Source organism: Enterococcus sp. DIV1368d (assembly GCF_050542975.1).
GTDB lineage: Bacteria > Bacillota > Bacilli > Lactobacillales > Enterococcaceae > Enterococcus_D > Enterococcus_D casseliflavus.
Window position 1 is genome coordinate 1,420,463 of the sequence record NZ_CP172939.1, and the last position, 23,129, is coordinate 1,443,591.

24 protein-coding genes, 1 tRNA gene and 1 other annotated feature are annotated in these 23,129 nt (G+C 44.7%); of the genes, 20 read left to right on the forward strand and 5 right to left on the reverse strand.

The window, feature by feature from the left end; all coding sequences use genetic code 11:
• Nucleotides 1-23: 23 nt before the first annotated feature.
• The 4 genes from trpC to trpA are packed head-to-tail and all read left to right on the forward strand — an operon-like array spanning nucleotide 24 to nucleotide 3,389.
• Complete coding sequence (trpC, locus tag IGJ44_RS06535) at nucleotides 24-782, forward strand: indole-3-glycerol phosphate synthase TrpC (RefSeq protein ID WP_074535671.1); 759 nt, start codon at nucleotides 24-26, stop codon at nucleotides 780-782.
• Nucleotides 779-1,426 carry a phosphoribosylanthranilate isomerase gene (locus IGJ44_RS06540; RefSeq protein ID WP_074535672.1) on the forward strand — a complete coding sequence of 216 codons (648 nt, stop codon included), beginning with the start codon at nucleotides 779-781 and terminating at the stop codon, nucleotides 1,424-1,426. Before trpC ends, IGJ44_RS06540 begins: the two co-directional genes overlap by 4 nt.
• Nucleotides 1,423-2,616: a tryptophan synthase subunit beta gene (gene trpB / locus IGJ44_RS06545; RefSeq protein WP_074535673.1), complete on the forward strand. Its 1,194-nt coding sequence runs from the start codon at nucleotides 1,423-1,425 to the stop codon at nucleotides 2,614-2,616. The genes IGJ44_RS06540 and trpB overlap by 4 nt, the downstream gene beginning before the upstream one ends.
• On the forward strand, nucleotides 2,613-3,389 hold the full coding sequence (gene trpA, locus IGJ44_RS06550; RefSeq protein ID WP_074535674.1) for a tryptophan synthase subunit alpha: 777 nt from the start codon (nucleotides 2,613-2,615) through the stop codon (nucleotides 3,387-3,389). The genes trpB and trpA overlap by 4 nt, the downstream gene beginning before the upstream one ends.
• A gap of 148 nt (nucleotides 3,390-3,537) precedes the next feature.
• Here the strand turns inward: trpA and IGJ44_RS06555 are convergent, their stop codons facing one another.
• Nucleotides 3,538-4,395, reverse strand: a complete 858-nt coding sequence (locus tag IGJ44_RS06555) for a PhzF family phenazine biosynthesis protein (protein ID WP_074535675.1) — start codon at nucleotides 4,393-4,395, stop codon at nucleotides 3,538-3,540.
• 114 nt (nucleotides 4,396-4,509) lie between these two features.
• Between IGJ44_RS06555 and IGJ44_RS06560 the strand changes: the two genes are divergently transcribed.
• Nucleotides 4,510-5,046 (forward strand): AAA family ATPase, encoded by a 537-nt coding sequence (locus IGJ44_RS06560; protein ID WP_074535676.1) that lies wholly within the window; start codon nucleotides 4,510-4,512, stop codon nucleotides 5,044-5,046.
• 39 nt (nucleotides 5,047-5,085) lie between these two features.
• On the opposite strand, the gene IGJ44_RS06565 is transcribed toward IGJ44_RS06560, so the two are convergent.
• The 3 genes from IGJ44_RS06565 to IGJ44_RS06575 all read right to left on the reverse strand — a co-directional run bounded on the left by IGJ44_RS06565 (nucleotide 5,086) and on the right by IGJ44_RS06575 (nucleotide 6,766).
• A complete protein-coding gene (locus IGJ44_RS06565; RefSeq protein ID WP_373192075.1) occupies nucleotides 5,086-5,508 on the reverse strand; it encodes an HIT family protein in 423 nt (140 codons plus the stop codon).
• 340 nt (nucleotides 5,509-5,848) lie between these two features.
• Nucleotides 5,849-5,922: transfer RNA gene (locus IGJ44_RS06570), tRNA-Arg, on the reverse strand.
• Nucleotides 5,923-6,067: 145 nt separating this feature from the next.
• On the reverse strand, nucleotides 6,068-6,766 hold the full coding sequence (locus IGJ44_RS06575; RefSeq protein WP_005225745.1) for an O-methyltransferase: 699 nt from the start codon (nucleotides 6,764-6,766) through the stop codon (nucleotides 6,068-6,070).
• Nucleotides 6,767-7,342: 576 nt separating this feature from the next.
• On the opposite strand from IGJ44_RS06575, the gene IGJ44_RS06580 reads away from it, so the two are divergent.
• Genes IGJ44_RS06580 through leuD form a run of 4 tightly spaced genes read left to right on the forward strand, consistent with a single transcriptional unit; the run spans nucleotide 7,343 to nucleotide 11,874 of the window.
• Nucleotides 7,343-8,863, forward strand: a complete 1,521-nt coding sequence (locus IGJ44_RS06580; protein WP_074535678.1) for a 2-isopropylmalate synthase — start codon at nucleotides 7,343-7,345, stop codon at nucleotides 8,861-8,863.
• Entirely contained in the window at nucleotides 8,860-9,924 is a 1,065-nt protein-coding gene (gene leuB, locus IGJ44_RS06585; protein ID WP_074535679.1) for a 3-isopropylmalate dehydrogenase, read from the forward strand. Before IGJ44_RS06580 ends, leuB begins: the two co-directional genes overlap by 4 nt.
• Nucleotides 9,905-11,287 (forward strand): 3-isopropylmalate dehydratase large subunit, encoded by a 1,383-nt coding sequence (gene leuC, locus IGJ44_RS06590; protein WP_074535680.1) that lies wholly within the window; start codon nucleotides 9,905-9,907, stop codon nucleotides 11,285-11,287. The genes leuB and leuC overlap by 20 nt, the downstream gene beginning before the upstream one ends.
• On the forward strand, nucleotides 11,287-11,874 hold the full coding sequence (gene leuD / locus IGJ44_RS06595) for a 3-isopropylmalate dehydratase small subunit (RefSeq protein ID WP_074535681.1): 588 nt from the start codon (nucleotides 11,287-11,289) through the stop codon (nucleotides 11,872-11,874). Before leuC ends, leuD begins: the two co-directional genes overlap by 1 nt.
• A 17-nt stretch (nucleotides 11,875-11,891) precedes the next feature.
• Here leuD and IGJ44_RS06600 read toward each other — a convergent pair whose 3' ends face one another.
• Nucleotides 11,892-12,545: a uracil-DNA glycosylase gene (locus IGJ44_RS06600; protein WP_005225750.1), complete on the reverse strand. Its 654-nt coding sequence runs from the start codon at nucleotides 12,543-12,545 to the stop codon at nucleotides 11,892-11,894.
• A gap of 169 nt (nucleotides 12,546-12,714) precedes the next feature.
• Nucleotides 12,715-12,785 (forward strand) — a sequence feature (ribosomal protein L21 leader region).
• 19 nt (nucleotides 12,786-12,804) lie between these two features.
• Between IGJ44_RS06600 and rplU the strand changes: the two genes are divergently transcribed.
• The 11 genes from rplU to IGJ44_RS06655 all read left to right on the forward strand — a co-directional run bounded on the left by rplU (nucleotide 12,805) and on the right by IGJ44_RS06655 (nucleotide 22,902).
• On the forward strand, nucleotides 12,805-13,113 hold the full coding sequence (gene rplU, locus IGJ44_RS06605) for a 50S ribosomal protein L21 (protein ID WP_005225751.1): 309 nt from the start codon (nucleotides 12,805-12,807) through the stop codon (nucleotides 13,111-13,113).
• A 26-nt stretch (nucleotides 13,114-13,139) separates the two neighbouring features.
• Nucleotides 13,140-13,484, forward strand: coding sequence for a ribosomal-processing cysteine protease Prp (locus IGJ44_RS06610; RefSeq protein WP_005225752.1), 345 nt, complete (start codon nucleotides 13,140-13,142; stop codon nucleotides 13,482-13,484).
• Between the two features lie 12 nt (nucleotides 13,485-13,496).
• Nucleotides 13,497-13,790, forward strand: a complete 294-nt coding sequence (gene rpmA / locus IGJ44_RS06615) for a 50S ribosomal protein L27 (protein WP_003126181.1) — start codon at nucleotides 13,497-13,499, stop codon at nucleotides 13,788-13,790.
• A gap of 109 nt (nucleotides 13,791-13,899) precedes the next feature.
• A complete protein-coding gene (locus IGJ44_RS06620; RefSeq protein WP_074535682.1) occupies nucleotides 13,900-14,364 on the forward strand; it encodes a GNAT family N-acetyltransferase in 465 nt (154 codons plus the stop codon).
• A gap of 460 nt (nucleotides 14,365-14,824) precedes the next feature.
• On the forward strand, nucleotides 14,825-15,760 hold the full coding sequence (gene phnD / locus IGJ44_RS06625) for a phosphate/phosphite/phosphonate ABC transporter substrate-binding protein (RefSeq protein WP_005235326.1): 936 nt from the start codon (nucleotides 14,825-14,827) through the stop codon (nucleotides 15,758-15,760).
• Nucleotides 15,761-15,855: 95 nt separating this feature from the next.
• Nucleotides 15,856-16,644: a phosphonate ABC transporter ATP-binding protein gene (phnC, locus tag IGJ44_RS06630; RefSeq protein ID WP_016610305.1), complete on the forward strand. Its 789-nt coding sequence runs from the start codon at nucleotides 15,856-15,858 to the stop codon at nucleotides 16,642-16,644.
• Nucleotides 16,641-17,423, forward strand: a complete 783-nt coding sequence (gene phnE, locus IGJ44_RS06635; RefSeq protein WP_074535683.1) for a phosphonate ABC transporter, permease protein PhnE — start codon at nucleotides 16,641-16,643, stop codon at nucleotides 17,421-17,423. The genes phnC and phnE (IGJ44_RS06635) overlap by 4 nt, the downstream gene beginning before the upstream one ends.
• Nucleotides 17,420-18,211, forward strand: coding sequence for a phosphonate ABC transporter, permease protein PhnE (gene phnE / locus IGJ44_RS06640; protein WP_010747988.1), 792 nt, complete (start codon nucleotides 17,420-17,422; stop codon nucleotides 18,209-18,211). Before phnE (IGJ44_RS06635) ends, phnE (IGJ44_RS06640) begins: the two co-directional genes overlap by 4 nt.
• A gap of 147 nt (nucleotides 18,212-18,358) precedes the next feature.
• Nucleotides 18,359-19,267, forward strand: a complete 909-nt coding sequence (locus IGJ44_RS06645) for a diacylglycerol/lipid kinase family protein (protein WP_074535684.1) — start codon at nucleotides 18,359-18,361, stop codon at nucleotides 19,265-19,267.
• Between the two features lie 96 nt (nucleotides 19,268-19,363).
• Nucleotides 19,364-19,897, forward strand: coding sequence for a GNAT family N-acetyltransferase (locus tag IGJ44_RS06650; RefSeq protein ID WP_005225759.1), 534 nt, complete (start codon nucleotides 19,364-19,366; stop codon nucleotides 19,895-19,897).
• A 230-nt stretch (nucleotides 19,898-20,127) separates the two neighbouring features.
• Entirely contained in the window at nucleotides 20,128-22,902 is a 2,775-nt protein-coding gene (locus IGJ44_RS06655; protein ID WP_074535756.1) for a sigma-54-dependent transcriptional regulator, read from the forward strand.
• The last annotated feature ends 227 nt before the right edge of the window (nucleotides 22,903-23,129 follow it).

The following is a 23,129-nucleotide window of genomic DNA, read 5'->3' on the forward strand; positions in this document are numbered from 1 at the left end:
CGAAAGCTGTAAGGAGGAGAATCATGGATTTTTTAGAAACGATCATCCAGAAAAAAGTTGAAGAAGTTGCCGCGATGCCACAAGAAACCGAAAAGGTCGTAGCGAAACGCCCATCATTTTATCAGCAAGTCAAGGAACGACCACAAAAGATGCACCTCATTGCTGAAATCAAGCGAGCTTCACCTTCAAAAGGAGACATTAATCAAGCGATCGACCCAGTCACGCAAGCGCAAGCTTATGAAGCCGCGGGTGTCAGCGGGATTTCCGTTTTGACCGACCAGCAGTTTTTCAAAGGGTCGCTGGCAGATCTTGAAGCAGTCAGTAAGGCTGTTTCGGTGCCTATACTATGCAAAGACTTCATTATCGACAAAAAACAATTGATTCGCGCCAAGAATGCAGGTGCCAGTATCGTTTTATTGATCGTGGCTGCGTTGGAGCCAGCCCGTTTGGTCGCGCTGTATCAAGAAGCCGAAGCACTAGGGTTGGAAGTACTCGTTGAGACTCATAATGCGGCTGAATTTCAACAAGCCCAAACATTAGGTGTCAAAATCATCGGCGTCAACAATCGTGACCTAAAAACCTTTGACGTTTCCTTGGATGTCAGTGTTGCTTTAGCACCTCAGCCGTCAGAGGCGGTTTACATCAGTGAATCTGGTATTCGAACTGCCTCCGATGTGCTGCAGCTTGCACCGTTTTATCATGGAGTTCTCGTTGGAGAAACGTTGATGAGAAGCAATCGAATTGCTGAAACAGCTGCAGATTTGCAGGTGAGCCGCCGATGACCAAAGTGAAAATTTGTGGACTCACCGAACGGCTGCATGTCGAAACTGCCATCAGTGCAGGAGCAGATTACCTTGGCTTTGTTTTTGCCGAAAGCCGTCGGAGAATCGATCCGACCCAAGTCCGCAAGATAACGGAGCAAGTACCCCAAAATGTAGGGAAAGTCGGGGTTTTCGTTTCTCCAAGTGTTGAAGAAGTGCAAGCGGCAATTCAAGCCGCCCAACTGACAGCGATTCAGCTCCATGGAAAGGTTCTGCCATCTTTGCAAACAGCCATTCAGAAGGGCGTTTTTGCTCATCAAAAGATCGCAGTGATCCAAGCCTTTGATGGAGAAGCAGAGACTTTAGAGCAAGATTTCCTGAGCTGCCAGGCAGATTTTGGGTTATTGGACGCTCCGGTAAGAGATCACCCTTATGCTGGCGGCAACGGCCAGTCCTTTGATTGGCAAAAAGCGGCGAGAGAACCGTTGCCGTTGTCTGAGCGATTTTTTATTGCTGGCGGGTTGCACGCGGAAAATGTAGAAGAGGCGATCCAACTTTTTAGGCCTTATGCTGTCGATGTTTCTTCAGGCGTTGAAACCCGGGGCAAGAAAGACAGTCGGAAAATCGAACAATTTATTCATTTAGTAAAGGAGAAAAAAAGATGACTCAGTATCCCACAAAAGCAGGATTTTATGGTTCTTTTGGCGGACAGTTTGTGCCAGAGACATTGATGTATGCAGTCAAGCAATTAGAAACTGTCTACCGTGAAGCACAAGCGGACCCAAGTTTTCAAGCTGAATTACAGGAATATTTGCAAGAGTATGTAGGAAGAGAGACCCCCCTTTATCATGCACAGCGCTTGTCACAACACTTAGGCGGTGCCAAAATTTATCTGAAGCGAGAAGATTTGAATCATACGGGTGCCCATAAAATCAATAATGCACTTGGCCAAGTCTTATTAGCAAAACGGATGGGGAAAAAGAAAGTGGTAGCGGAGACCGGTGCTGGGCAGCATGGCGTCGCCACAGCAACTGCGGCCGCGTTGTTCGGTATGGAATGCACGATTTTTATGGGCGCGGTAGATGTTCAGCGGCAAGCACTAAACGTCTTTCGAATGGAATTGTTGGGAGCAAAAGTGGTTTCAGTCACATCAGGCAATCAGACATTGAAAGATGCTGTCAATGAAGCGCTGCGCTACTGGGTCGCAACCGTCGAGGACACTCATTACGTGATGGGTTCGGTACTCGGTCCGCATCCTTTTCCAGAGATCGTTCGAGATTTTCAAAGTGTGATTGGCAGTGAGACACGGCGGCAACTATTAGAAAAAGAAGGACAACTGCCAACGACAGTCGTTGCGTGTATTGGCGGCGGCAGCAATGCGATGGGAATGTTTTACCCTTTCATCAACGATCAAACCGTTCGTTTGATTGGCGTTGAAGCAGCTGGAAAAGGCGTGGATACTACCGAGCATGCGGCGACTTTAACGAAAGGCAGTATCGGTATTTTACATGGTACCAAAATGCATTTGCTGCAAGACGATGATGGGCAAGTGATTGAACCCTATTCGATTTCAGCTGGTTTGGATTATCCAGGGGTCGGTCCCGAGCATTCTTATTTGAAGGAAATTGCACGTGCGGAGTATTTCGCGGTCACTGATGAAGAAGCTGTTGACGCCTTTTATCTCTTGTCTCAAATCGAAGGCATTATTCCCGCTTTGGAAAGTGCTCATGCCGTTGCCTATGCTTTAAAGTTAGCGCCAACGATGACAGCAGAAGAACGCTTAGTTATCTGTTTGTCTGGGCGAGGGGACAAAGATGTTCAACAAATCAAAGATCGGAAAGGGGAAGCGAAATGACCAGCAAAACATTGACGATGAAACTAAAGGAGCGCCAAAAACAAGGCAAGCCTTTGTTTGTACCTTATATTATGGCGGGAGCCAACGGACTGGAACGCCTGCCAGCAGAAATTGAGCTATTGACGACACATGGCGCAGCCGCCATTGAAATCGGCGTGCCCTTTTCAGACCCAGTCGCAGATGGAGCGGTCATCCAAGCAGCTGGAACGCAGGCATTAGCCAATGGCACCACTTTAAAAAAGATCATTGTTGCACTGCAAAAGATCCATTCTGAGGTTCCGCTGGTATTGATGGGGTATGCCAATTCATTCTTTCATTATGGGATTGAACAGTTAGCAAATGAGTTAAAAACGACAGATGTGAAAGGGTTGATTATTCCAGATTTGCCATTTGAACATCGATCACTAGTAACGCCTACGTTTGATGTGGCGGATCTCGCGCTGCTCACACTGGTCTCTTTGACCAGTCCTCCAGACAGAATTCAGACGCTGATCGAAGAAGCGGAAGGATTCGTTTATGCTGTGACAGTGAACGGTGTCACTGGAGAAGATCGCCAATACAACGAACAGCTGGATCAGCATTTGCAAGCCATTTCGGAAAAAAGTCCGATTCCTGTACTAGCTGGTTTCGGGGTCTCGACCCACGCAGACGTGCAGCGCTTTGCCCGAGTGTGCGATGGGGTAGTGATCGGTTCAAAAATCGTAGCAGCCTTACAGAACGAGCCACTGCCTAAAGTCAGTGAGCTGTTAGCAGAACTTGTCGGTATTTCATAGAAAATCAAGGTGAAGGAAAGAACCCGAGTTGGGTTCTTTTTTTTATGAGAAAACTAGTATTCGAGATACTGATGGGCTGCTATGGAAAAAGAACACGATGTGTGAAGAGGAAGAAAGGCTGATGGAAGATCAGCCTAAATTGTTGTGATTATGCCAGTGTATCGGTGTCGATGGTGACTGTCTCGCAAAAATGCCCTCTGCCCCCAACATAAACACGTTGGATTTCCTTTCGCGAGGACGTAGCTAGTTTGACAAAGATTTCAGAAGGTTCACCTAAATTGCTGCCTTGTTCAAAGCGATACACTTCTTTTTCAAGGGAACATTTTTGATGCAAGAAGCAAGCCAAAGCGGCATTGGAAGTACCTGTGGCAGATTCTTCATTGATGTCAAACAATGGGGCAAAGTTACGGCAAACGATTCGTTCTTTTTCCATTGCATATAAGTGCATGCCAACTACTTGTTGCAGCGCACTTACTTTTTTTATTTCCTCAAAATCAGGTGAAACATGCGGCAACTGGGCCGTTGTTTTGATTGGAACAAGGATATCTTTTAATCCTGTAGAAACGATTTGAATAGGAATTTGATCATTGATAGCATTGATATCGAAACAGTCAGCTAATTGTTCTAGTGAAAGGACATCTGAAAACAGCGGTTTGTTCTGTTCCATGAAAATGACACCGTCTTTGATGGTGATCGACAAACGTCCGGCGTTGGTGTCGATGCGATACTGTTGCTTGGAAAGTTTGTTCAAATATGACAATAGAGCAAAGGAAGCAATTGTTGCATGTCCGCATAAGTCAACTTCTTCTTTTGGTGTAAAATAGTCAAATCGGAAATCGGCCTCCGGGGATTTCGATAAAAAAGCTGTTTCTGAAAAGCCTAACTCTTTTGCGATGGCTAACTTTTGTTGTGGTGTAAGGGGCTGTTCCAGCAAAACGACTCCAGCCTTGTTGCCACCTGTTTGATTTTTACTAAACCCGCTTGCGATATATACCGTTATCTCCATAGGACACCTGCTTTCTTTATTCTTGTCAAGCATAGCATAATTTTTGCAGGGGGAGGATAAGAAAAAGGATTGGTTGAGCGTGTTATACTGAAGGTACGACAGAGGAGGGACTTCATGAAGAGAGGGAAAGTAATTGTAGTCAGTGGTGTTACAGCGTCCGGCAAAACGACATTGGTTCGTGAATTGAGTAGATTGGCAGATGGAATAGTGATCTCCTTTGATGATTATAGTATCGATGCATTGCCCTCAGCACCATCTTTTGATTATTTTTTACAAGATCCCCGCGCAGCGATCAATCAATATGACATCAGTCTGCTACTGAAAGATCTGAAGAGAGCGATGCTACTTTACCCAATCATTTTTGTGGACTTTCCCTTCGGATATGAGCACCAAGATTTGCGTCAGTTGATCGATACGGTGATTTATTTGAAAACACCACTAGATATTGCTTTTGCTCGTCAGATTAAACGGGATTATACGAACGAATCAAAAGAAGCGATTTTGACTTGGGCAGATACTTATCTTTCCTATGCAAGGGAGCTATTTGTTTTACACGAACAGATCATTGCTGAAACAGCCGACTATGTACTGGATGGTGCTCGACCAGCTGATCAGCTAGCAGAACAAGTAAAGTATTATCAAGTATTTTAAGAAGCGCTTTTAAGTAAGATTTAGTCTACTGAGTTTTGTTTAAACTCCCTTACTATCTGTTTCAAAGGTCAAAAATGCCGCTGCTTCCTCTAAAGAGAGCGCTGCTCCATTGAATGTGGGCCACGCATTGATACCGTCACATTTTTTTCTCGGAATCAAGTGAAGATGAAAGTGAGGGACTGATTGACCCGCTGCTTGATTTGCTGCGCTTAGCAAATTAATCCCATCAAATCCTAAGCGAGTGACACAATGATCTGCTATTTTTTGAACCGTTTGAATGAGGTGAGCAAGAAGAACGGGGTCGCAGTCTAAAATACTGGTGTAATGTTTTTTAGGAATAACCAGCATATGATAATCCACGTCTTTGGCATGATCAAGGAAGGCGCAAACACTGTCATCTTCATAGATTACATGGCTTTTTATTTTTCCAGAGACGATACGGCAAAAAGGACATTCTTCCATCAAAATTCCTCCTACGGAATAAATTTTGTTAGTTGTGTTCGAGAAGTATAATATCTAAAAACGTGAAGCTACTGGATTATGGGAAACCATAAACGAGCTTTGCAATTAAGCCGCTCTTTGAGAGGATAATATCATATTTATTTAGCAGTTAAAACTATATGTGATAATTAATGATGTTTTAGATAATTAGTTAATAGGTTGTTTGCAAAAGAAAAGCACCGTGCTGCTGATTTGTGGTAAAAGTGACGTTTGAAAAAAGTGGCTTTTAAAAAATTTGTCAAAAAAATCGCTAGGAATAAAGATTCCTAACGATCTGCTAGCGCTATGCACGATAATATAACGTTCCAGGAGGGATTCGAACCCCCGACCGTTCGCTTAGAAGGCGAATGCTCTATCCGGCTGAGCTACTGGAACAAATAATTTTCAGCGAATGCTCACTTCGCCTAAGCTGTTGAAATCAATCAGCAACAAATAACATTATAGAAAAAGGGCGCAGCAATGTCAATCTCTTTTCGCCCTTTTCTTATTTTTTCTTTGAAAAAAGGAAGCGCAGCTGCCCTCAACCTTTCTCAGGTTCCTCAAGGATTACGCTATCTGCTTCTTTCGTAATGAGAATCACGCCATCTCCTAAAGGGACGAGGGTGGAGGTCAGCTGAGGATGGTTCATCACGGTATCCAAGAAAAGATTCAACTTGCGATGGATCGCTCGCTGGTTGCGAGGGATGTCTTCGATGGGTTGTAGAATCGTTCCAGCTTGAAACACGTCATCCACCATCAACACACCGCCTTTGCGTAATAGACGCAGACATTCTGGTAAAAATTCAATGTATTTCGATTTGGCGCTATCCATGAAGATAAAATCATAAGGACCACTCAATGTAGGCAGGACGTCTGCCGCTTGTCCTTCTAATAGCGTGATTTTGTCTTCATTTCCTAAGCGAGCATAGGTTTCTTTGGCTTTGCGGATCATGACGTCAAAGCGATCGATCGTTGTGACATGGCCCTCTTTCACACATTGCGCCATCAAGCTTGAAGAAAAACCGATCGCTGTGCCGATCTCAAGGATTTCTTTTGGCTGAAGCTGTCCCAATAAAAACTGCAAAAAGACCACAGTTTCATGTGGGATGATTGGCACTTCTTTTTCATGAGCGGCTTGCTCGATTTCACCAAGTTCGCCGGGTAATTGTTTTTGTTTTTCACGCATAAACGCCACTAGTTCTGGTTTGACTACTGGACGATGCATCATTTCGTTGCGCATCTTCATCCTCCTCATTTATCGCTGCCCCTTATTATACGAATAACTCACCTTAAGTTCAATCTTTTCGAGTCTTTGGAACAACAAAAAAACCAGTCATACGACTGGCAGGATAAAGGGGTGAAAAATATTTTTGGGATATTTCTATCATAACGGTGTTATGTGGAGGTTTGGTTAAAATCCTGTGAAGATCTCGTCAGGTTCTGCTTAAATTTTCATCAAGGAAGAAAAGCAACCCATCATCAGGGCGAAAACGAACTTTTTATCGAAATATTCAGAAAATTCAGGGAAAAGTGTTGACAGAGGAACCTGCTGTTTGGTATCTTCATAACAAGATAAAAAAAGTGATAGGTGACGACGATGGATAAACGATTGAAACAAACAGCTGCATTTTTATTATTATTATCGTAAGGACTCTTTTTCTATGACCCGCCTTTTTTAAGGCATCATTTGAAGAGTCCTATTCGCATTGCATGAAGGAAACCCTTTATGGAGTGCTTTTTTTATACCATTTTTTCAATTGTGTTTGAATGAGGTCGCGCCAAGCGTGCTCCTACCACTGCTAAGGAGGAAATAGTGATGAGAAAAATCCAGTTTTTTGATACGACATTGCGAGACGGTGAACAGACCCCGGGAGTCAACTTTAATACGAAAGAGAAGGTTCAACTGGCGCTGCAATTAGAAAAATGGGGCATCGATACGATCGAAGCAGGTTTTCCGATTGCATCAGAAGGAGATTTTCAAGCAGTCAAAGCGATTGCTGGGGCGGTGACGAAAATGACCGTTGCAGGACTTGCCCGTTGTCAGAAAAAAGATATTGATCGTGCCTATGAAGCTCTTTATCAAGCCGTCGATCCACAGATCCATGTCTTTCTAGCAACGAGTAAGGTGCATCGCCAGTACAAGCTGAATATGACGAAAGCAGAAGTACTCGCTTCCATCAAAGAACATGTGACTTATGCGCGTGAACGCTTTGAAAAAGTTCAATTCTCGCCAGAAGATGCCACCCGCACCGATAAAGCCTTCTTGCTTGAGGCGGTTCAAACAGCGATTGATGCCGGCGCGACGATCATCAATGTGCCCGATACAGTAGGGTTTACCAATCCTACAGAATATGGTGCGCTTTTTGCCTATTTGATCGCCAATATCAAAAGCGAGCAGCAGATCATTTTTTCTTCCCATTGTCATGATGACTTGGGAATGGCGACAGCCAATGCGCTGGCGGCTATTGAAAATGGTGCTGATCGGGTGGAAGGAACGATCAACGGGATCGGCGAACGAGCGGGCAATACCGCACTAGAAGAAGTGGCGCTGGCGTTGCATATTCGCAATGATTTCTATCAGGCTACCTCCAACATCAAGTTAAACGAAACAAAACGCACCAGCGATCTGGTGGCACGTTTGTCTGGGATCACGGTACCGAAAAACAAAGCAATCGTCGGCGGCAATGCCTATGCTCATGAATCTGGGATTCATCAAGATGGCGTCTTGAAAAATCCTGAAACTTACGAAATCATTACCCCGCAACTGGTAGGCGTACAAACCAACTCACTGCCTCTTGGCAAACTTTCTGGCCGCCATGCGTTTGTCGATAAAATGCAGCAGCTGGGGTACCAGTTTGACCAAGAAGAAACCAATGAATTGTTTAAACGCTTCAAAGAGTTGGCAGATAAGAAAAAGCAAGTGACCGAACAAGATTTGCTGGCTTTGGTGGCCGATCAAGGCCGCAGCCAAGAAGGCGGCTGCGAGTTGGACGCCGTTCAGCTACAATACGTGTCCAATGGCCATCAAGGAGCAGTGGTTTCTATCATCAAAGACGAGGAAAAACAAGTGGCATCAGCCATCGGTGCCGGCAGTATCCAAGCTATCTACAACTCGATCGATCAGATTTTCCAGCAGCAGCCGAAGTTGTTGAATTATGAGATCACTGCCTTGACCAGTGGGGAAGATGCGCAAGCGGAAGTGCACGTGGTCATTGAATGCCAGGAAACCAATGAAAAAATCAGCGGGATCGGCTTAGACTTTGATGTCTTGCAGGCGTCAGCCAAAGCATATGTACAGGCTAGTGAAGCTCTAAAGAATCGAGGTGTCCTTGTTTGAAAAAGATCGTGGTTTTAGCAGGAGATGGCATCGGACCAGAAATTATGGACAGTGCCCTTGCGGTATTGAAAGCGGCTTGTCCGAACCATCTCCAACGCTTTCATTTTGACCAGCGGCCATTTGGTGGGGCGGCGCTGGCACTTACTGGAGAGCCATTGCCGCAAGAAACACTACAAGCTTGCCAGCAGGCGGATGCGATCCTTTTAGGAGCCATCGGTGATCCAGCTTGGGAAAACGCACCGACAACACCCGAGAAAGGACTTTTGAATCTGCGTCAAGCGTTAGGGCTATACGCCAATATTCGACCCATCAAAGTAGTTGATGCGGTGATTGCTTTGTCTCCCATCAAAGAAACGATCCTTCGAGGGACAGATTTTGTCATCGTTCGTGAGTTGACTGGCGGTATCTATTTTGGCGAAAAAGCAGAAAAACCTGAAGAAGCCTACGACATCAATCATTATCACCAAGCAGAGATTCGACGGATTTTGCGTAAAGCCTTTGAGATCGCCCGTACGCGGAAGAAGCGGGTTCTCTCTGTCGATAAAGCAAATGTGTTGGCGACTAGCCGGCTTTGGCGCCGATTAGCGGAAGAAACGGCACAGGAATTCCCGGATTGTCAGTTGACTCATCAATATGTTGATTCCGCCGCTATGAAAATCATCCAAAATCCCAAAGACTTTGATGTAATCGTGACCGAAAATCTCTTTGGCGACATTTTAAGTGATGAAGCCTCGGTTTTGCCGGGGTCATTAGGGGTGCTACCAAGCGCAAGCCATGGTGCAGAAGGGGTTTCTTTATATGAACCGATTCATGGCTCTGCACCTGATATCGCTGGGCAAAATTGCGCCAATCCGGTTTCCATGATTTTATCTGTCGTCATGATGCTAAGAGAGTCCTTTCAAGAGGAAGAGCTGGCGGATACCATCGAAAGTGCTTGTTACGAGGTAATGAATGCGGGGATCTTGACCCGTGATCTAGGTGGTACAGCAACGACAACTGCCTTTACAGAAGCGGTTATTGCACAGTTAGGAGTGAGCAATTATGGGGAAAACGCTGTTTGATAAACTATGGGATCGGCATGTCATCACAGGAGAAGAAGGGCAAGCGCAGCTGCTTTATGTCGATCTGCATATGATCCATGAAGTGACGACACCGCAAGCCTTCGAAGGATTACGGCAAGCGGGACGGACAGTCCGTTGTCCCGAAAAAACCTTCGCAACGATGGATCACAACGTGCCTACCAAAGATATTTTTACCATCACTGATCTGGTTGCAAAAAAGCAAATGGACACGTTACGTAAAAACTGTCGAGATTTTGGGATCGAATTGTGTGACAATGGCTCTGCCAACCAAGGAATCGTCCACATGGTTGGCCCAGAAGTTGGCTTGACCCAACCAGGGAAAACGATCGTTTGCGGGGATTCCCACACTGCCACCCATGGTGCTTTCGGTGCGATCGCGTTTGGGATCGGTACGAGTGAAGTAGAGCATGTCTTTGCGACACAGACGATTTGGCAGACAAAACCGAAACGCATGGGAGTTGAGATCACCGGTCACCTGCAGCCGGGAGTGTACGCCAAAGATATTATTTTGGCATTGATCGCGACCCATGGCACTGATTTTGGTGGTGGCTATGCCGTAGAATTCTTTGGCGAAACGATCCGTAGCCTGACGATGGAAGAACGCATGACCATTTGCAATATGTCGATCGAAGGTGGGGCGAAAATGGGCTTGATCGCCCCTGATGAAACGACCTTTGCTTATGTGAAGGATCGACGCTTTGCGCCACAAGCGTTTGCCAGTGCGGTGGCTGATTGGCAAAGCCTTTATACCGATGAAGATGCTAACTATGATGCTCTGATCACCCTAGACGCAACAACCTTAGAACCCTATATCACTTGGGGAACCAATCCAGAAATGGGGGTACCAGTCAGCGAAGCGTTTCCTGAAGTGCGGGATCACAATGATCAGCAAGCCTATGAATATATGGCGCTGCAACCTGGACAGACAGCTGCTGATATCCCCATTGAATACATTTTTATTGGATCGTGTACCAATGGTCGTTTGTCTGATCTGCAAGAGGCAGCGGCGATTTTGAAAGGTCAGACCATCAAAGAAGGGGTCACTGGTATTATCGTTCCTGGTTCACGCCCTGTTCGTAAAGCAGCGGAAGCGATCGGTTTAGACAAAGTCTTTATTGACGCTGGTTTTGAATGGCGGGAGCCTGGCTGTTCCATGTGCTTAGGAATGAATCCTGATAAAGTACCAGAAGGCGTCCACTGTGCCTCCACATCAAACCGCAATTTTGTTGGACGGCAAGGGAAAAACGCGCGGACGCACCTCTGTAGTCCAGCGATGGCGGCAGCAGCTGCGATTCATGGGCGCTTTGTCGATGTACGAGAAGTGTTTGGAGGTGTTGGTTAATGGAAGCTTTTACGCAATTTGAAGGTACGACGCTGCCTTTGATGAATGACAATATCGATACCGATCAAATCCTACCGAAAAATTATTTGAAACGCGTTGAAAAAACGGGCTTTGGCGAATTTTTATTTGACGATTGGCGCTATTTGCCGCAACGCAAGCCTAATCCAGCATTTATCTTGAATGATCCAGCATATCAGACCGCTCAAGTCCTCGTCACTGGTGATAATTTTGGTTCTGGCTCTTCTCGAGAGCACGCGGCATGGGCGCTGTTGGATTACGGCTTTAAAGCCGTGATTGCTGGCAGCTTCGGTGATATTTTCTATATGAATGCCACCAAAAACGGGCTGCTGCCCATCGAGCTGCCATTGGATGTTCGCCAAAGGATCGCTTCGCTGCCTGCTTCAGAAAAAATCAGCATCGACTTGCCGAGGCAATGTGTGACCGTTGCCGGGGAGGAGCATTTCTTTGCAATCGATGCTACCTGGAAACACAAATTGATCCACGGTCTCGATGAGATCAGTATCACGTTGCAGGAAGAGGCGAAAATCACCGCCTATGAGCAGACGATTCCAGCGTATTGGCAGTAGGGCTAGGGGACTGGTCGTTATTCGTCGGCTGGTATTTGTGAGAGAATGTTTCTTAACCCTCGCCAATCGGCTTCGATTTGCGGAGTCAACGTTCGATTGTAAAAGATCGCAGCGGGATGATACATCGGCACGATCAAATATTCTTTTTCCGACCATTGATAGCCATCTTTTGTTGGATTGCTTTCTTGTATTTTGGAACGGATCACTTCGCCATGGTGATCTTTGATATAATAGGCGTTGCCTAATAATCGCTGCAGTCCGATATTGCCAACAGTTGCAATGACGGGTGGATCTACAACGGACAACTCGTAGTCAAGCAGCGGTGCGTGTAGCAAGACTTCTTTTTTGGTAGGTGTCCGATTGGGATGGACGATCTCATGGGCACCGCTGCGTTTGTTGATTCGTTCTTTGATGGAATATGGGCGGCTGCGGACAGCACTGGTGATGTAGACATCCTCACGGGTCAAACCGGCTAAAGCCAACGATTTCATCAATTCTTTTCCTGCTTGTCCGCTAAAAGGAATAAAATTCTCGATTTCGGTTCGACCAGGGGCTTCCCCGACGATCATCAATTTGGGCTGCAGCGGTCCTTGACCGGGAACAAATCCTTCCAACGGATAACTGCGGGATGCCTGTTGAACGGCAGTGGCTAATTCTTTTGGGTATTGCATGAAAACTCCTCCAATTCTGTTTCACTTGTGCTCTTTCTTCTATAGTAATAGAAAACAAAAAATGCACAAAAGGAAATGACTAGTAGCAAAAGAATTCTGTCTTTTCCTTAATTAGTGATTGACTTTAGGAAAACATTTTGATAAAGTTAATCTGTTGTAATTGTGGACTCCACAGCTACAACCGCACAGAACAAGTAGTAAGTACGAAAGTCACTTGGGATGGCGAGTCTAAGTATATTATAAGGAGGTGCTGTAGAGCATGTACGCAATTATCAAAACTGGTGGGAAACAAGTAAAAGTTGAAGTGGGTCAAGCAATCTACGTTGAAAAATTGGACGTTGAAGCTGGACAAAAGGTTACTTTTGATGAAGTTATCTTAGTAGGTGGCGAATCAACAAAAGTTGGTGCCCCAATCGTTGCAGGAGCAACTGTTGAAGGGACTGTTGAAAAACACGGCAAACAAAAGAAAGTCGTAACTTTCAAATACAAACCTAAAAAACATTCACACCGTAAACAAGGTCACCGTCAACCTTACACAAAAGTTGTTATTGACGCGATCAACGCTTAATTCTTACGAAAAGCAGGGTAACGAATATGATCAAAGGGACATTCAAACGAAATGACTCTGGTCGGATTGTTTCTTTTGAACTAGCTGGACACGCACAAGCAGGAGAATACGGCAAAGACATCGTCTGTGCTGCAGCATCCGCTTTAGCGATCAGTGCAGTCAATGGGATCGATGCTTTGGCTGGCGTTGCGCCAAAAGTTGAAGCAGATAACGAAAATGGTGGGTACTTATTAGTCACACTGCCTTCTCGTTTAACCCAAGAGCAGTCGAATATCGCACAAATTCTTTTAGAAAATTTGTTGATCGGCTTGCAATCAGTTCAAGAAGAGTACAACGATTATATCCAAATCAAAACTACTAAAGAAAACTAGGAGGTGCATCTCATGTTGATGAAAATGAATTTGCAATTCTTCGCTCACAAAAAAGGTGGGGGTTCTACTTCTAACGGACGTGACTCTCAATCAAAACGTTTAGGTGCGAAACGTGCTGACGGTCAAACCGTTTCAGGCGGATCAATCCTTTATCGCCAACGCGGTACTAAAATTTACCCAGGGGTAAACGTAGGTATCGGTGGAGATGATACATTGTTTGCAAAAGTTGATGGCGTTGTTCGTTTCGAACGTAAAGGCCGCGACAAAAAACAAGTATCTGTTTATCCAGTAGCGCAAGAAGCATAAGAAAATGACATCCAGATTACGTAAAAGTAACCTGGGTGTTTTTTTATACACCAATGAAACCGTTTTAATGAAATAGTTATTTGTAATGGCTTAGATAAGGAGAGAAGCAATGATTCAGTTAAAAGAAATCACGAAAGAAAACTATCGTGCGTGCATGAATTTGAAGACAGCGAAGGAGCAAGAAGACTTTGTTGCGCCCAATTGGTACTCAATGTTAGAGGCGATCTATGAGGAACCTCGTCAGGCATTTGCCCTATACAATGGTGAGGAAATGGTCGGCTTTATCCTATTTAGTTTTTACGAGGCGGATGAGGATTATCCAAAAGCTTCGTGGTGGATCGAGCGGTTTATGATCGCAGAAAAATTCCAAAATCAAGGGTTAGGCACTCAGGCGTTTCTTGCTGGGTTAGATTGGTTCAAAACCCATATCCAAGCGCAAGAATTAAGGATCTCCGCTGTGGATGGCAACGAGATCGCAACGAAGCTTTACGAACGCAATGGCTTTGTTTTGACGGGTGAAATGATTGAGAACGAGCATGTACTCTTGTTGCAGCTGCCAACGGATCAAGGGTAAATGACTCTTTTTACAGTAAGAGAATGAGGTCAAAAGCAGAGGTGCTTAAGGGAATCCTCTGCTTTTTTTGTATTGTTTCGTAAAAAAAAGTGTGCGGTCATCTTCTGGTTAGACGTTTCAAGAAAATTTGTGCACTCGGGGTAAGAATGACGAGTGTGTCCATGCTTTGTTGTTCACAAAGTTCCTTTTGCTGTTAACAGAATCTTTACACGTTGACAACACAAACCTTATATTCATTTGATACTCTGAAGAAGTAGAACAAATGGAAAGAAACTTTCGAAAAACGTTGATTATTGAGAATGTGCTCACGAATGATTTCGGTCAAAACACGAACATTGTCAAAAAAGAAAACGTTCGTAATTCGAAAAAGATTGTTTTTAATTCGGTGGTTTTTTATAATCAAAAAGGAAAGTTCGGAATTCCATGAGTTCGATTTTTTATATGAAAAGGAGAAAAAGTGATGAAAGTTTGGAAGAAAACGGCAATGTTTGGTTTAGGTTTGGTGGCAGCAGTTACGCTGGCGGCATGTGGCTCAGGTGGAGCAAGTACTGACTCGGCGGCTGAGGAAGCAGGATATGTACCAGAAAAGTTGACCGTTCAATTTGTCCCATCACAAGCAGCAGAAACATTAGAAGCAAAAGCAAAACCACTTGAGCAATTGTTAAGTGATGAATTGGGGATTCCAGTTACAGTGAGTGTTTCCACTGACTACAATACAATCGTCGAAGCAATGGCTTCGAAACAAGTAGATGTCGGCTTTTTACCGCCGAATGCCTATGTTTTAGCAAATGAGCAAAGCAATGTAAAGGTGTTATTGCAAGCACAGCGTTATGGCATCAAGCAGCCTGGTGGCGAATCAACGGATGAATTGGTTGATAGCTATCGTTCAATGATCGTCGTAAAAAGCGGCAGCGACATCAAAGAGTTGGAAGATTTAAAAGGCAAAACGATTGCCACGCAAGATGTTACTTCTTCTGCCGGTTATGTTTGGCCAGTAGCAGAAATGAAAAAAGCAGGCATCGATATCAATACGGATGTGACGACTGTTCAAGTCAAAGGCCATGACCAAGCGGTCTTATCTGTCTTGAATGGCGACGTTGATGCGGCGTTCGTTTTTGAAGATGCCCGTAACACGGTCAAAAATGATTACCCAGAAATCATGGATGAGGTAGAACCAATGTACTTTACCGAACCGATTCCGAACGATACGATCAGTGTTCGCAGCGATATGAGTGAAGAGTGGGACAAAAAAATCCAAGATGCCTTTATCGCGATCGGAAAAGATGAAGAAGGAAAACAAATCATCTCTGATATTTACTCTCATGAAGGATACGTTGTTTCACAAGACAGCAATTTCGACATCGTAAGAGAGTATGCGGAACAAGTCGGACAATAATTAATAGATGAATAGATCGGGAGGGTACCGGTAGTTGAGGTACCCTTTTCGAATGGACAGCAATTTTTACCTAATGGAAAGAAAGTAGGAGAATCATGGCTCTAGAGAACGAAACGATTATTTCATTTCAGAATGTGACCAAGCAATACCCAAATGGGGTGTTGGGGTTGAAGGACTTGAACATCGATATCAAAAAAGGGGAATTTGTCATCGTAGTGGGTTTGTCCGGTGCAGGTAAATCGACGATGCTGCGCTCCATCAATCGACTGCACGAGATCACAAGCGGCGAGATTTTAATCGATAACAAGTCGATCACAAAAGCAAAAGGAAGAGAGCTGCGCTTGATTCGTCGAGACATTGGCATGATTTTCCAAAGCTTCAATTTGGTGAAACGTTCGAGTGTCTTGCGAAACGTCTTAACGGGGCGGGTGGCTTATCATCCCACGATCAAAATGCTGCTTGGTCTGTTTCCGCAAGCGGACAAAGAGTTGGCGTACCAATCACTGCAGCGGGTCAATTTAGCAGAAAAAGTCTATACCCGAGCCGATGAATTGTCTGGCGGTCAGCAGCAGCGGGTTTCGATTGCCCGGGCGTTGACGCAAGAGCCGAAGATTATTTTAGCGGATGAACCAGTTGCTTCATTGGATCCGTTAACCACTGAAAAAGTCATGAATGACTTAAAACGGATCAATCAAGATCTGGGGATCACCATCGTAGTCAATTTACATTCTGTCCAATTGGCAAGAGAATACGGCACGCGGATCATCGGGTTGCGAGACGGAGGCTTGGTTTTTGATGGCCCTGTCAGTGAAGCGACCGATCAGCGATTGAAACAGATTTATGGCAGTGAGATCATGGAAGAGCAGGAAGGGGCGGGACAATGACGACAAATACGTTGCCGAAACGCAGCGGACTATGGAAAAATGTTCTTTGGCTCGTCATTTTTTTAGTGGTATTGTTCGTTAGCGGCTCTATTTCAGGTGTTGATTTGGCACGGTTCTTTAGCAATAGCAGTCAAATGAATGTCATCTTACAAAAGATGGCTCATCCTGATTGGGCATATGCCAAAATCATTGTTGAGCCGATTTTGCAAACGATCCAAATGGCGATCATCGGCACAACCTTTGGTGCACTGGCGGCCTTTCCGTTTTCACTTTTAGCAGCACGAAATATCATGACCAATCATTGGATCAGTGGTTGTTTCCGTTTTGTTTTGAATATCATTCGGACGGTACCCGACTTGATGCTGGCGGCTTTATTTGTTGCCATTGTCGGAATTGGTCCCGTTGCAGGGGTGATCTCCATCTCTGTGTTTTCTTTTGGGATGATCACCAAATTGTTTTATGAATCGATTGAAACGATTGATGAAGGTCCGATCGAAGCGATCACGGCTTCTGGAGGATCGAAGTTTGATATCATCCGCTATGCAGTCGTACCGCAAGTCATGAGTCATTTTCTTAGTTACTTGCTTTATGCCTTTGAGATCAATGTGCGGGCATCGACGATTCTTGGGTATATCGGCGCAGGCGGAATCGGTGTTTTCTTACAACGATCTTTAAGCCAATTTCGATATGACCAGACGTCGATCATCGTCTTAGTGATTTTTGCAGTTGTTTTGGTGATTGATACCATTAGTAATAGAGTAAGGGAGCGATTATTATGATGTTGCCAGCAGAACCGAAAAAGAAAAAAATACGGAATTGGCTGATCGCTGTAGTCGTTATCCTCCTTTATATCTGGGCTTTTGCTGGCGTGCCCTTTGCTGGTGTTAAAGAAAATGTCGGTCAAATTGTCGGCTCGATCTTTTATGGCCTGATCCATCCTGATTGGGGCTATGTTTATACCGGTGATGGCGAAGATTTGATCAGTCTGATGATCGAAACCGTCGCGATTGCCTTTGTTGGGACCTTTTTGTCATCGATTTTAAGTATTCCTTTTGCCTTTTGGGCGGCGCGCAGCAAAAACAGCCCTCGCTGGTTATCGGGATTTGGGAAAATCGTGCTGACGGCGATTCGAACGTTTCCAGAAATCGTCTTAGCCATCATGTTTATCAAAACGGTAGGTCCGGGCTCCTTTGCTGGTGTCTTGGCGGTCAGTGTCCATTCCATTGGGATGCTGGCAAAGCTTTACAGCGAAGCGATCGAAAACATGGACCATGGTCCCTCGGAATCCGTCATTAGTGCGGGAGGAAGCCGCTGGGATGTATTAGGCTTTGCGACATTGCCGCAACTGATCCCGGAATTTCTTTCTTTTACCTTGTATCGATTTGAACTGGCTGTCCGTTCAGCTTCGATCTTAGGGATCGTAGGGGCAGGTGGGATCGGTACACCGATGATCTTTGCCATCAATGCGCGTTCATGGAGCCGTGTAGGGATCATTTTATTAGGGATCGTGGTGACGGTCACGATCATTGATTTTATTTCTGGGCGTTTGCGTAAACGATTGGTTTAATAAAATGAAGTGAGTACTCGAAAAAACACAGTCTGATTAGGCTGTGTTTTTTTTGTAGGGGGATAGGCGGAGGTCGTTTAAGACAGGTTTCGTGAAACTTGTTATACTGGATTCATAGAAAATGAACCCAAACAAGGAGGCTGTTTTATGAAAGCATTATTGATCGTCAATCCAAGCTCTGGTGGGGAAAAGGCCCAGGAATATGAGCAGCTGGCAGAAGAAAAGTTGCGGGAAGCTTTTTCAGAAATCGTGGTCAAACATACCGAAAAAGAAGGAGATGCCACACGTTTTGCCTCTGAAGCGGCAGCAGAATTTGACAGTGTCTTTGCAATGGGCGGTGATGGTACCGTCAATGAAGCGGTCAATGGCTTAGCCCCTCATGACAAACGACCAAATTTTGGTTTCTTCCCGCTGGGAACAGTAAATGATTTAGCCAGAGCATTAGCGATTCCACTAGATCCTAAGGAAGCTATCGAATCATTTGCAGTGGATCACACCCGCAAAATCGATATTGGGCAGGTCAATCAAGACTATTTTACCAATGTGGTGGCGATTGGTATGATTCCAGCGGCGATCAACAATGTGGAAGTTGAAGAAAAAACCAAGCTGGGAAAAATGGCCTATTTTGTTTCTGGTCTACGGGAAGTGCGGAAAAATGAAAGTCATCCGTTTGAAGTGACCGCCGAAAATAATGGCGAAAAAACGACAATCGAGGTTGAAAGCAGTACGATGATCGTTGGTTCATCCAATACGATCGGCGGTTTCGAATCTCTTTTGCCTAAAGCGAGTACCGATGACGGCAAATTACATCTGATCTACTTAAAGGATACGAATCTTTGGGAAACTGTCAAAAGTGTGCCTGAGCTTCTCAAAGGAGTTACGGAATCAAATGATGTTCTTGGTTATCAAACTTTTGATAAAGCTGCGATTCGTTTGACGAATGGGGCAACGATCGAAACGAATGTCGATGGTGATCCAGGGCCGGAATTGCCAATCACAGTAGCGGTACTGCCACAGCATCTTACCGTGTATTGCGGAGCTGAAAAAGCCCGCTAAATCATTTATCACTAGGAAACGATCCGTCAAAAGCGGATTGTTTTTTTTGTTCAGAAAGAGTATACTGGGAAAAAATTTACTGAAAGAAGGGATTCTATGACGATACGTTCTGCCACGATTGCAGATGCCCAAGCCTTGACAGCGATCTATGCTTATTATGTAGAAAATACACCGATTACCTTTGAAACGGAGGTGCCATCGGTTCAAGAATTCGCGGAACGCATCGCCAAGACCTTGAAACGCTACCCGTATCTCGTTGCAGAAGAGGCTGGTGAAATCGTCGGTTATGCCTATGCGTCAGCTTATAAAGAACGGGCTGCGTACGATTGGACCGTTGAAGTAACCGTTTATTTAGCACCGGATGCCAAAGCAAAAGGGCTCGGCACCGCTCTTTATCAAGCGCTTGAAGAAAAATTAAAAGCGCAAAACGTGGTCAATCTGACTGCATGCATTACAGGAGGCAATCAACAAAGCGAGGCTTTTCATGAGAAGCTTGGGTATCGGAAAGTTGCTGATTTTGCGCAGGTCGGCTATAAGTTCAATCAATGGCACGATGTGATTTGGATGCAAAAAGAACTGCAATGGTTTCCTGAGAAGGTACCAGCGTTCATTCCCAATGAAAAAGCCTAACGCATCCTGACTTTTGAATATCTTTTTTTGGCAAAATGCTTTATGCTGAGAGTAGCATGTGATAGGACGTTCTATTGCTCTTTCGAACAAAGTATTTTGCTTTTTCTGTGCGGAAAAAAAGTTGCTTTTTTATAGAAAAATGAGTAAAGTATTCAAGTGGAAAAAACAAGGAGGCGAAGCTGTTGGGCAAGCGAATCGAACGGATTTATCAATATATCGTCGAAAATACGATGAGCGGCTTAGGGGAAAAGAAAGGGTTGTCTACTTCAGAAGTTGCCGATCATTTAGCCATTCAGCGCAGTAATGCCAGTAAGGATTTAAATAAGCTTGTCAAAGAAGGGCGCGTCGAAAAAAGCGACTCGCGGCCTGTTCGCTACTGGGCGGCAGGGGTCGATCCCAGCAGTAGGGAAAAGTATGTGCCAAGCTACAAAGAAAGTCGCCCGCAAAGAGAAAAAGCCTTCCCTCAACGGGTACAAGGAAAACCCTCTGACCGAGATATTTTTGCGACGATCATCGGTGCCAACGGAAGTATGAAAAATGCCGTTGAGCAGGCGAAAGCAGCGATCTTGTATCCGCCAAAAGGGCTAAACTGCTTGATCACAGGGCCTACTGGTTCTGGGAAAACCTACTTTGCCCATGCAATGTTTCAGTTTGCCAAAAGCAATCAAGTAATTGCCGATGACAAAGAATTGATCGTCTTTAACTGTGCAGACTATGCAAATAACCCAGAGCTTTTGATGAGCCATTTGTTTGGTTATGTACGGGGGGCCTTTACGGGTGCCGATCAAGAGAAGATCGGTATTATTGATCAAGCGGATGAGAGTATGTTGTTTCTCGATGAGATCCATCGATTACCGCCAGAAGGGCAAGAAATGATTTTTTACTTTATGGACCATGGAACGTTTAGTCGTTTAGGGGAAACGGGCAAAAATCATCAAGCGAATGTCCGAATCGTTGGAGCGACTACCGAAGACCCCAACTCAACGCTATTAGATACCTTTACCCGACGCATTCCTATCAATATTCAACTGCCCTTCTTTGAGAAACGACCCGCATCAGAAAAAGTCGATCTCGTTCGGGTGTTAGTCGGGCAAGAGGCGTCCCGTATTCAGCGGACGATCACCTTGACAGAAGATGTAGTCAAAGCGTTGATCGGCAGTGTCAGTTTTGGGAATATCGGTCAATTGAAATCCAATGTCCAGCTCGTCTGTGCTCGGGGCTTTTTGAATCATATGCAACAAGATGAGATTGAGATCGATTTGATCGATTTGCCAGAAGGAATTCGTTCGGGATTGATCGTTTTGGGGAATCGCCGCAATGAGCTGGCGGAGCTTTCTAAAATCCTTGAACCGAAGATCAGCATTCAACCGAATCAAAACTTAAACAATATTCAATCAGATTCCTATGAATTGCCTTACAATCTCTACGACATCATCGGGGATAAAGCAGCCTTATTAAAAGCAGATGGTTTGGATCAAGAAGCAATCAATCATTTTATTTCAACCGATATCAATGTTCATTTGAAATCTTTTTATAAAGATCACGGCTTCTCTTTTAATTCTGTCAATAAACTAAGTGAATTTGTCGATCAGAAAGTGATCAGTGTAACAAATCAAATTTATGAGATGGTTCGGAAACGGTTAAATTACGATTTCCAGCAAAACTTTATTTACGCGATGAGTTTGCATATCAGTTCTTTTTTGAAAAAGATCCATTTGGGAGAAGAACGGCAAACCAACGACAACATTCGTCAAATGGTGGCGGATTACCCCCAAGAGTTCGAAGTTGCCAAAGAAGTCCGCGACTTCATCGGCGACAGCTTTCACGTGGCGATTCCTGAAAGTGAATCCTATTACTTGGCAGTTCTATTGGTTTCACTGCGTACGACACATTCCTCTGGGAAAATTGGTGTCGTTGTGGCAGCTCACGGCAACAGTACGGCTAGTAGTATGGTACAAGTAGTCAAGCAGCTGTTGGAAGTCGATCAAGTGACAGCGGTGGACATGCCATTAGATATGCCACCGGCTGTGGCGTTGAAAAAAATCGTGGATAGTGTACGAGCAGTCAATGACGGCAGTGGGGTGATCCTCTTAGTCGATATGGGGTCCTTAGCGACCTTTAATAATGAAATCCAGCGAGAAACGGGTGTGGCTGTTCGAACAGTCGATATGGTGACTACCTCCATCGTCCTTGAGACGGTCCGTAAAGCATCAGTGATCGGCACAGACCTCGATCAGCTCTATGATTCATTACGGAAGTTCCGCGGATACGGAGCGGTCACTGTGGAAGAACCAGTGACACAAAACCACCACCCTAAAGCGATTCTAGCGGTCTGCGCTTCGGGAAAAGGGACAGCGGAGCGCATCAAAGAATTGATCCAAAGCTCATTGTCAAAACGCCAAAATCAAAATGTTGACGTAGTGACCTTATCGGTGGCGGATCTGAGAACGGACTTGGATCAGATTCAACAGCGCTACCGGCTGATTGCTGCAACGGGGATCATTGATCCGCATATCGATGCACCGTTTATTTCATTAGAACGTTTTATCGACCAAGATGTTGATCTTTTGTTGGATGATATCTTATTGGAAAACGATTTGAGTTTTGAAGATGAAGTGCAGCTAGATGATCGGCAGGCAAAGGAAATCTGTGTTCGGTATTTAGAGGAAAACTTTACCTATATCAATGCGAAAAAAGTGGTAGAGCCGTTGTGGAAATTTGGCGAAGAGATCATTCACGATTTGGATTTGGTAGGGGCGCAGCAAGGCTTTCAGATCAATTTTGTGATGCATGGCGCAGGTATGCTAGAGCGGATCTTACTGCGGCAGCCATTGACTGTTTCTGAAATTGATTTAGCAGCGATGGAGGAGAATCCTCTTTACGGCCAATTGCATGTGCATGTCCAATCGTTTTCGCGCTTGATGAATATCGAAGTGCCTAAGACAGAAGAGTATTACCTGCTGGAGCTGATCAAAAACCATCACGAAAAAGAAATGTATTTTTAAATCCTGCAAATAATACAGATACACTAAAAAAGATACAGTATTTTTTAGTGTATCTTTTTTAGTGTATTGTCCGAATGCTGATTCTTAAGGTTTTTTCAAGAATAGTGTATCGAAAAAACTTGGCACGCTTCTTGCTTCTATATAAGTGGATACAGGAGGTGATTGAAAAAAGAACAGATCCTCAATATGAAAAGCGGATCGATGGATGTAGGAGGCTTGCACAATGG

Bases quoted from the DNA above. Each gene is read 5' to 3' on its own strand.
- leuD (WP_074535681.1), top strand. From the start codon at position 11,287: ATGGAAGCTTTTACGCAATTTGAAGGTACGACGCTGCCTTTGATGAAT.
- IGJ44_RS06600 (WP_005225750.1), bottom strand. From the start codon at position 12,545: ATGCAATACCCAAAAGAATTAGCCACTGCCGTTCAACAGGCATCCCGC.
- phnC (WP_016610305.1), top strand. From the start codon at position 15,856: ATGGCTCTAGAGAACGAAACGATTATTTCATTTCAGAATGTGACCAAG.
- trpC (WP_074535671.1), top strand. From the start codon at position 24: ATGGATTTTTTAGAAACGATCATCCAGAAAAAAGTTGAAGAAGTTGCC.
- trpB (WP_074535673.1), top strand. From the start codon at position 1,423: ATGACTCAGTATCCCACAAAAGCAGGATTTTATGGTTCTTTTGGCGGA.
- IGJ44_RS06645 (WP_074535684.1), top strand. From the start codon at position 18,359: ATGAAAGCATTATTGATCGTCAATCCAAGCTCTGGTGGGGAAAAGGCC.
- IGJ44_RS06610 (WP_005225752.1), top strand. From the start codon at position 13,140: ATGATCAAAGGGACATTCAAACGAAATGACTCTGGTCGGATTGTTTCT.
- IGJ44_RS06575 (WP_005225745.1), bottom strand. From the start codon at position 6,766: ATGCGCAACGAAATGATGCATCGTCCAGTAGTCAAACCAGAACTAGTG.
- IGJ44_RS06565 (WP_373192075.1), bottom strand. From the start codon at position 5,508: ATGGAAGAATGTCCTTTTTGCCGTATCGTCTCTGGAAAAATAAAAAGC.
- phnE (WP_074535683.1), top strand. From the start codon at position 16,641: ATGACGACAAATACGTTGCCGAAACGCAGCGGACTATGGAAAAATGTT.
- IGJ44_RS06560 (WP_074535676.1), top strand. From the start codon at position 4,510: ATGAAGAGAGGGAAAGTAATTGTAGTCAGTGGTGTTACAGCGTCCGGC.
- IGJ44_RS06555 (WP_074535675.1), bottom strand. From the start codon at position 4,395: ATGGAGATAACGGTATATATCGCAAGCGGGTTTAGTAAAAATCAAACA.
- rplU (WP_005225751.1), top strand. From the start codon at position 12,805: ATGTACGCAATTATCAAAACTGGTGGGAAACAAGTAAAAGTTGAAGTG.
- IGJ44_RS06580 (WP_074535678.1), top strand. From the start codon at position 7,343: ATGAGAAAAATCCAGTTTTTTGATACGACATTGCGAGACGGTGAACAG.
- IGJ44_RS06620 (WP_074535682.1), top strand. From the start codon at position 13,900: ATGATTCAGTTAAAAGAAATCACGAAAGAAAACTATCGTGCGTGCATG.
- phnD (WP_005235326.1), top strand. From the start codon at position 14,825: ATGAAAGTTTGGAAGAAAACGGCAATGTTTGGTTTAGGTTTGGTGGCA.
- IGJ44_RS06650 (WP_005225759.1), top strand. From the start codon at position 19,364: ATGACGATACGTTCTGCCACGATTGCAGATGCCCAAGCCTTGACAGCG.
- trpA (WP_074535674.1), top strand. From the start codon at position 2,613: ATGACCAGCAAAACATTGACGATGAAACTAAAGGAGCGCCAAAAACAA.
- IGJ44_RS06540 (WP_074535672.1), top strand. From the start codon at position 779: ATGACCAAAGTGAAAATTTGTGGACTCACCGAACGGCTGCATGTCGAA.
- leuC (WP_074535680.1), top strand. From the start codon at position 9,905: ATGGGGAAAACGCTGTTTGATAAACTATGGGATCGGCATGTCATCACA.
- phnE (WP_010747988.1), top strand. From the start codon at position 17,420: ATGATGTTGCCAGCAGAACCGAAAAAGAAAAAAATACGGAATTGGCTG.
- rpmA (WP_003126181.1), top strand. From the start codon at position 13,497: ATGTTGATGAAAATGAATTTGCAATTCTTCGCTCACAAAAAAGGTGGG.
- IGJ44_RS06655 (WP_074535756.1), top strand. From the start codon at position 20,128: ATGAGCGGCTTAGGGGAAAAGAAAGGGTTGTCTACTTCAGAAGTTGCC.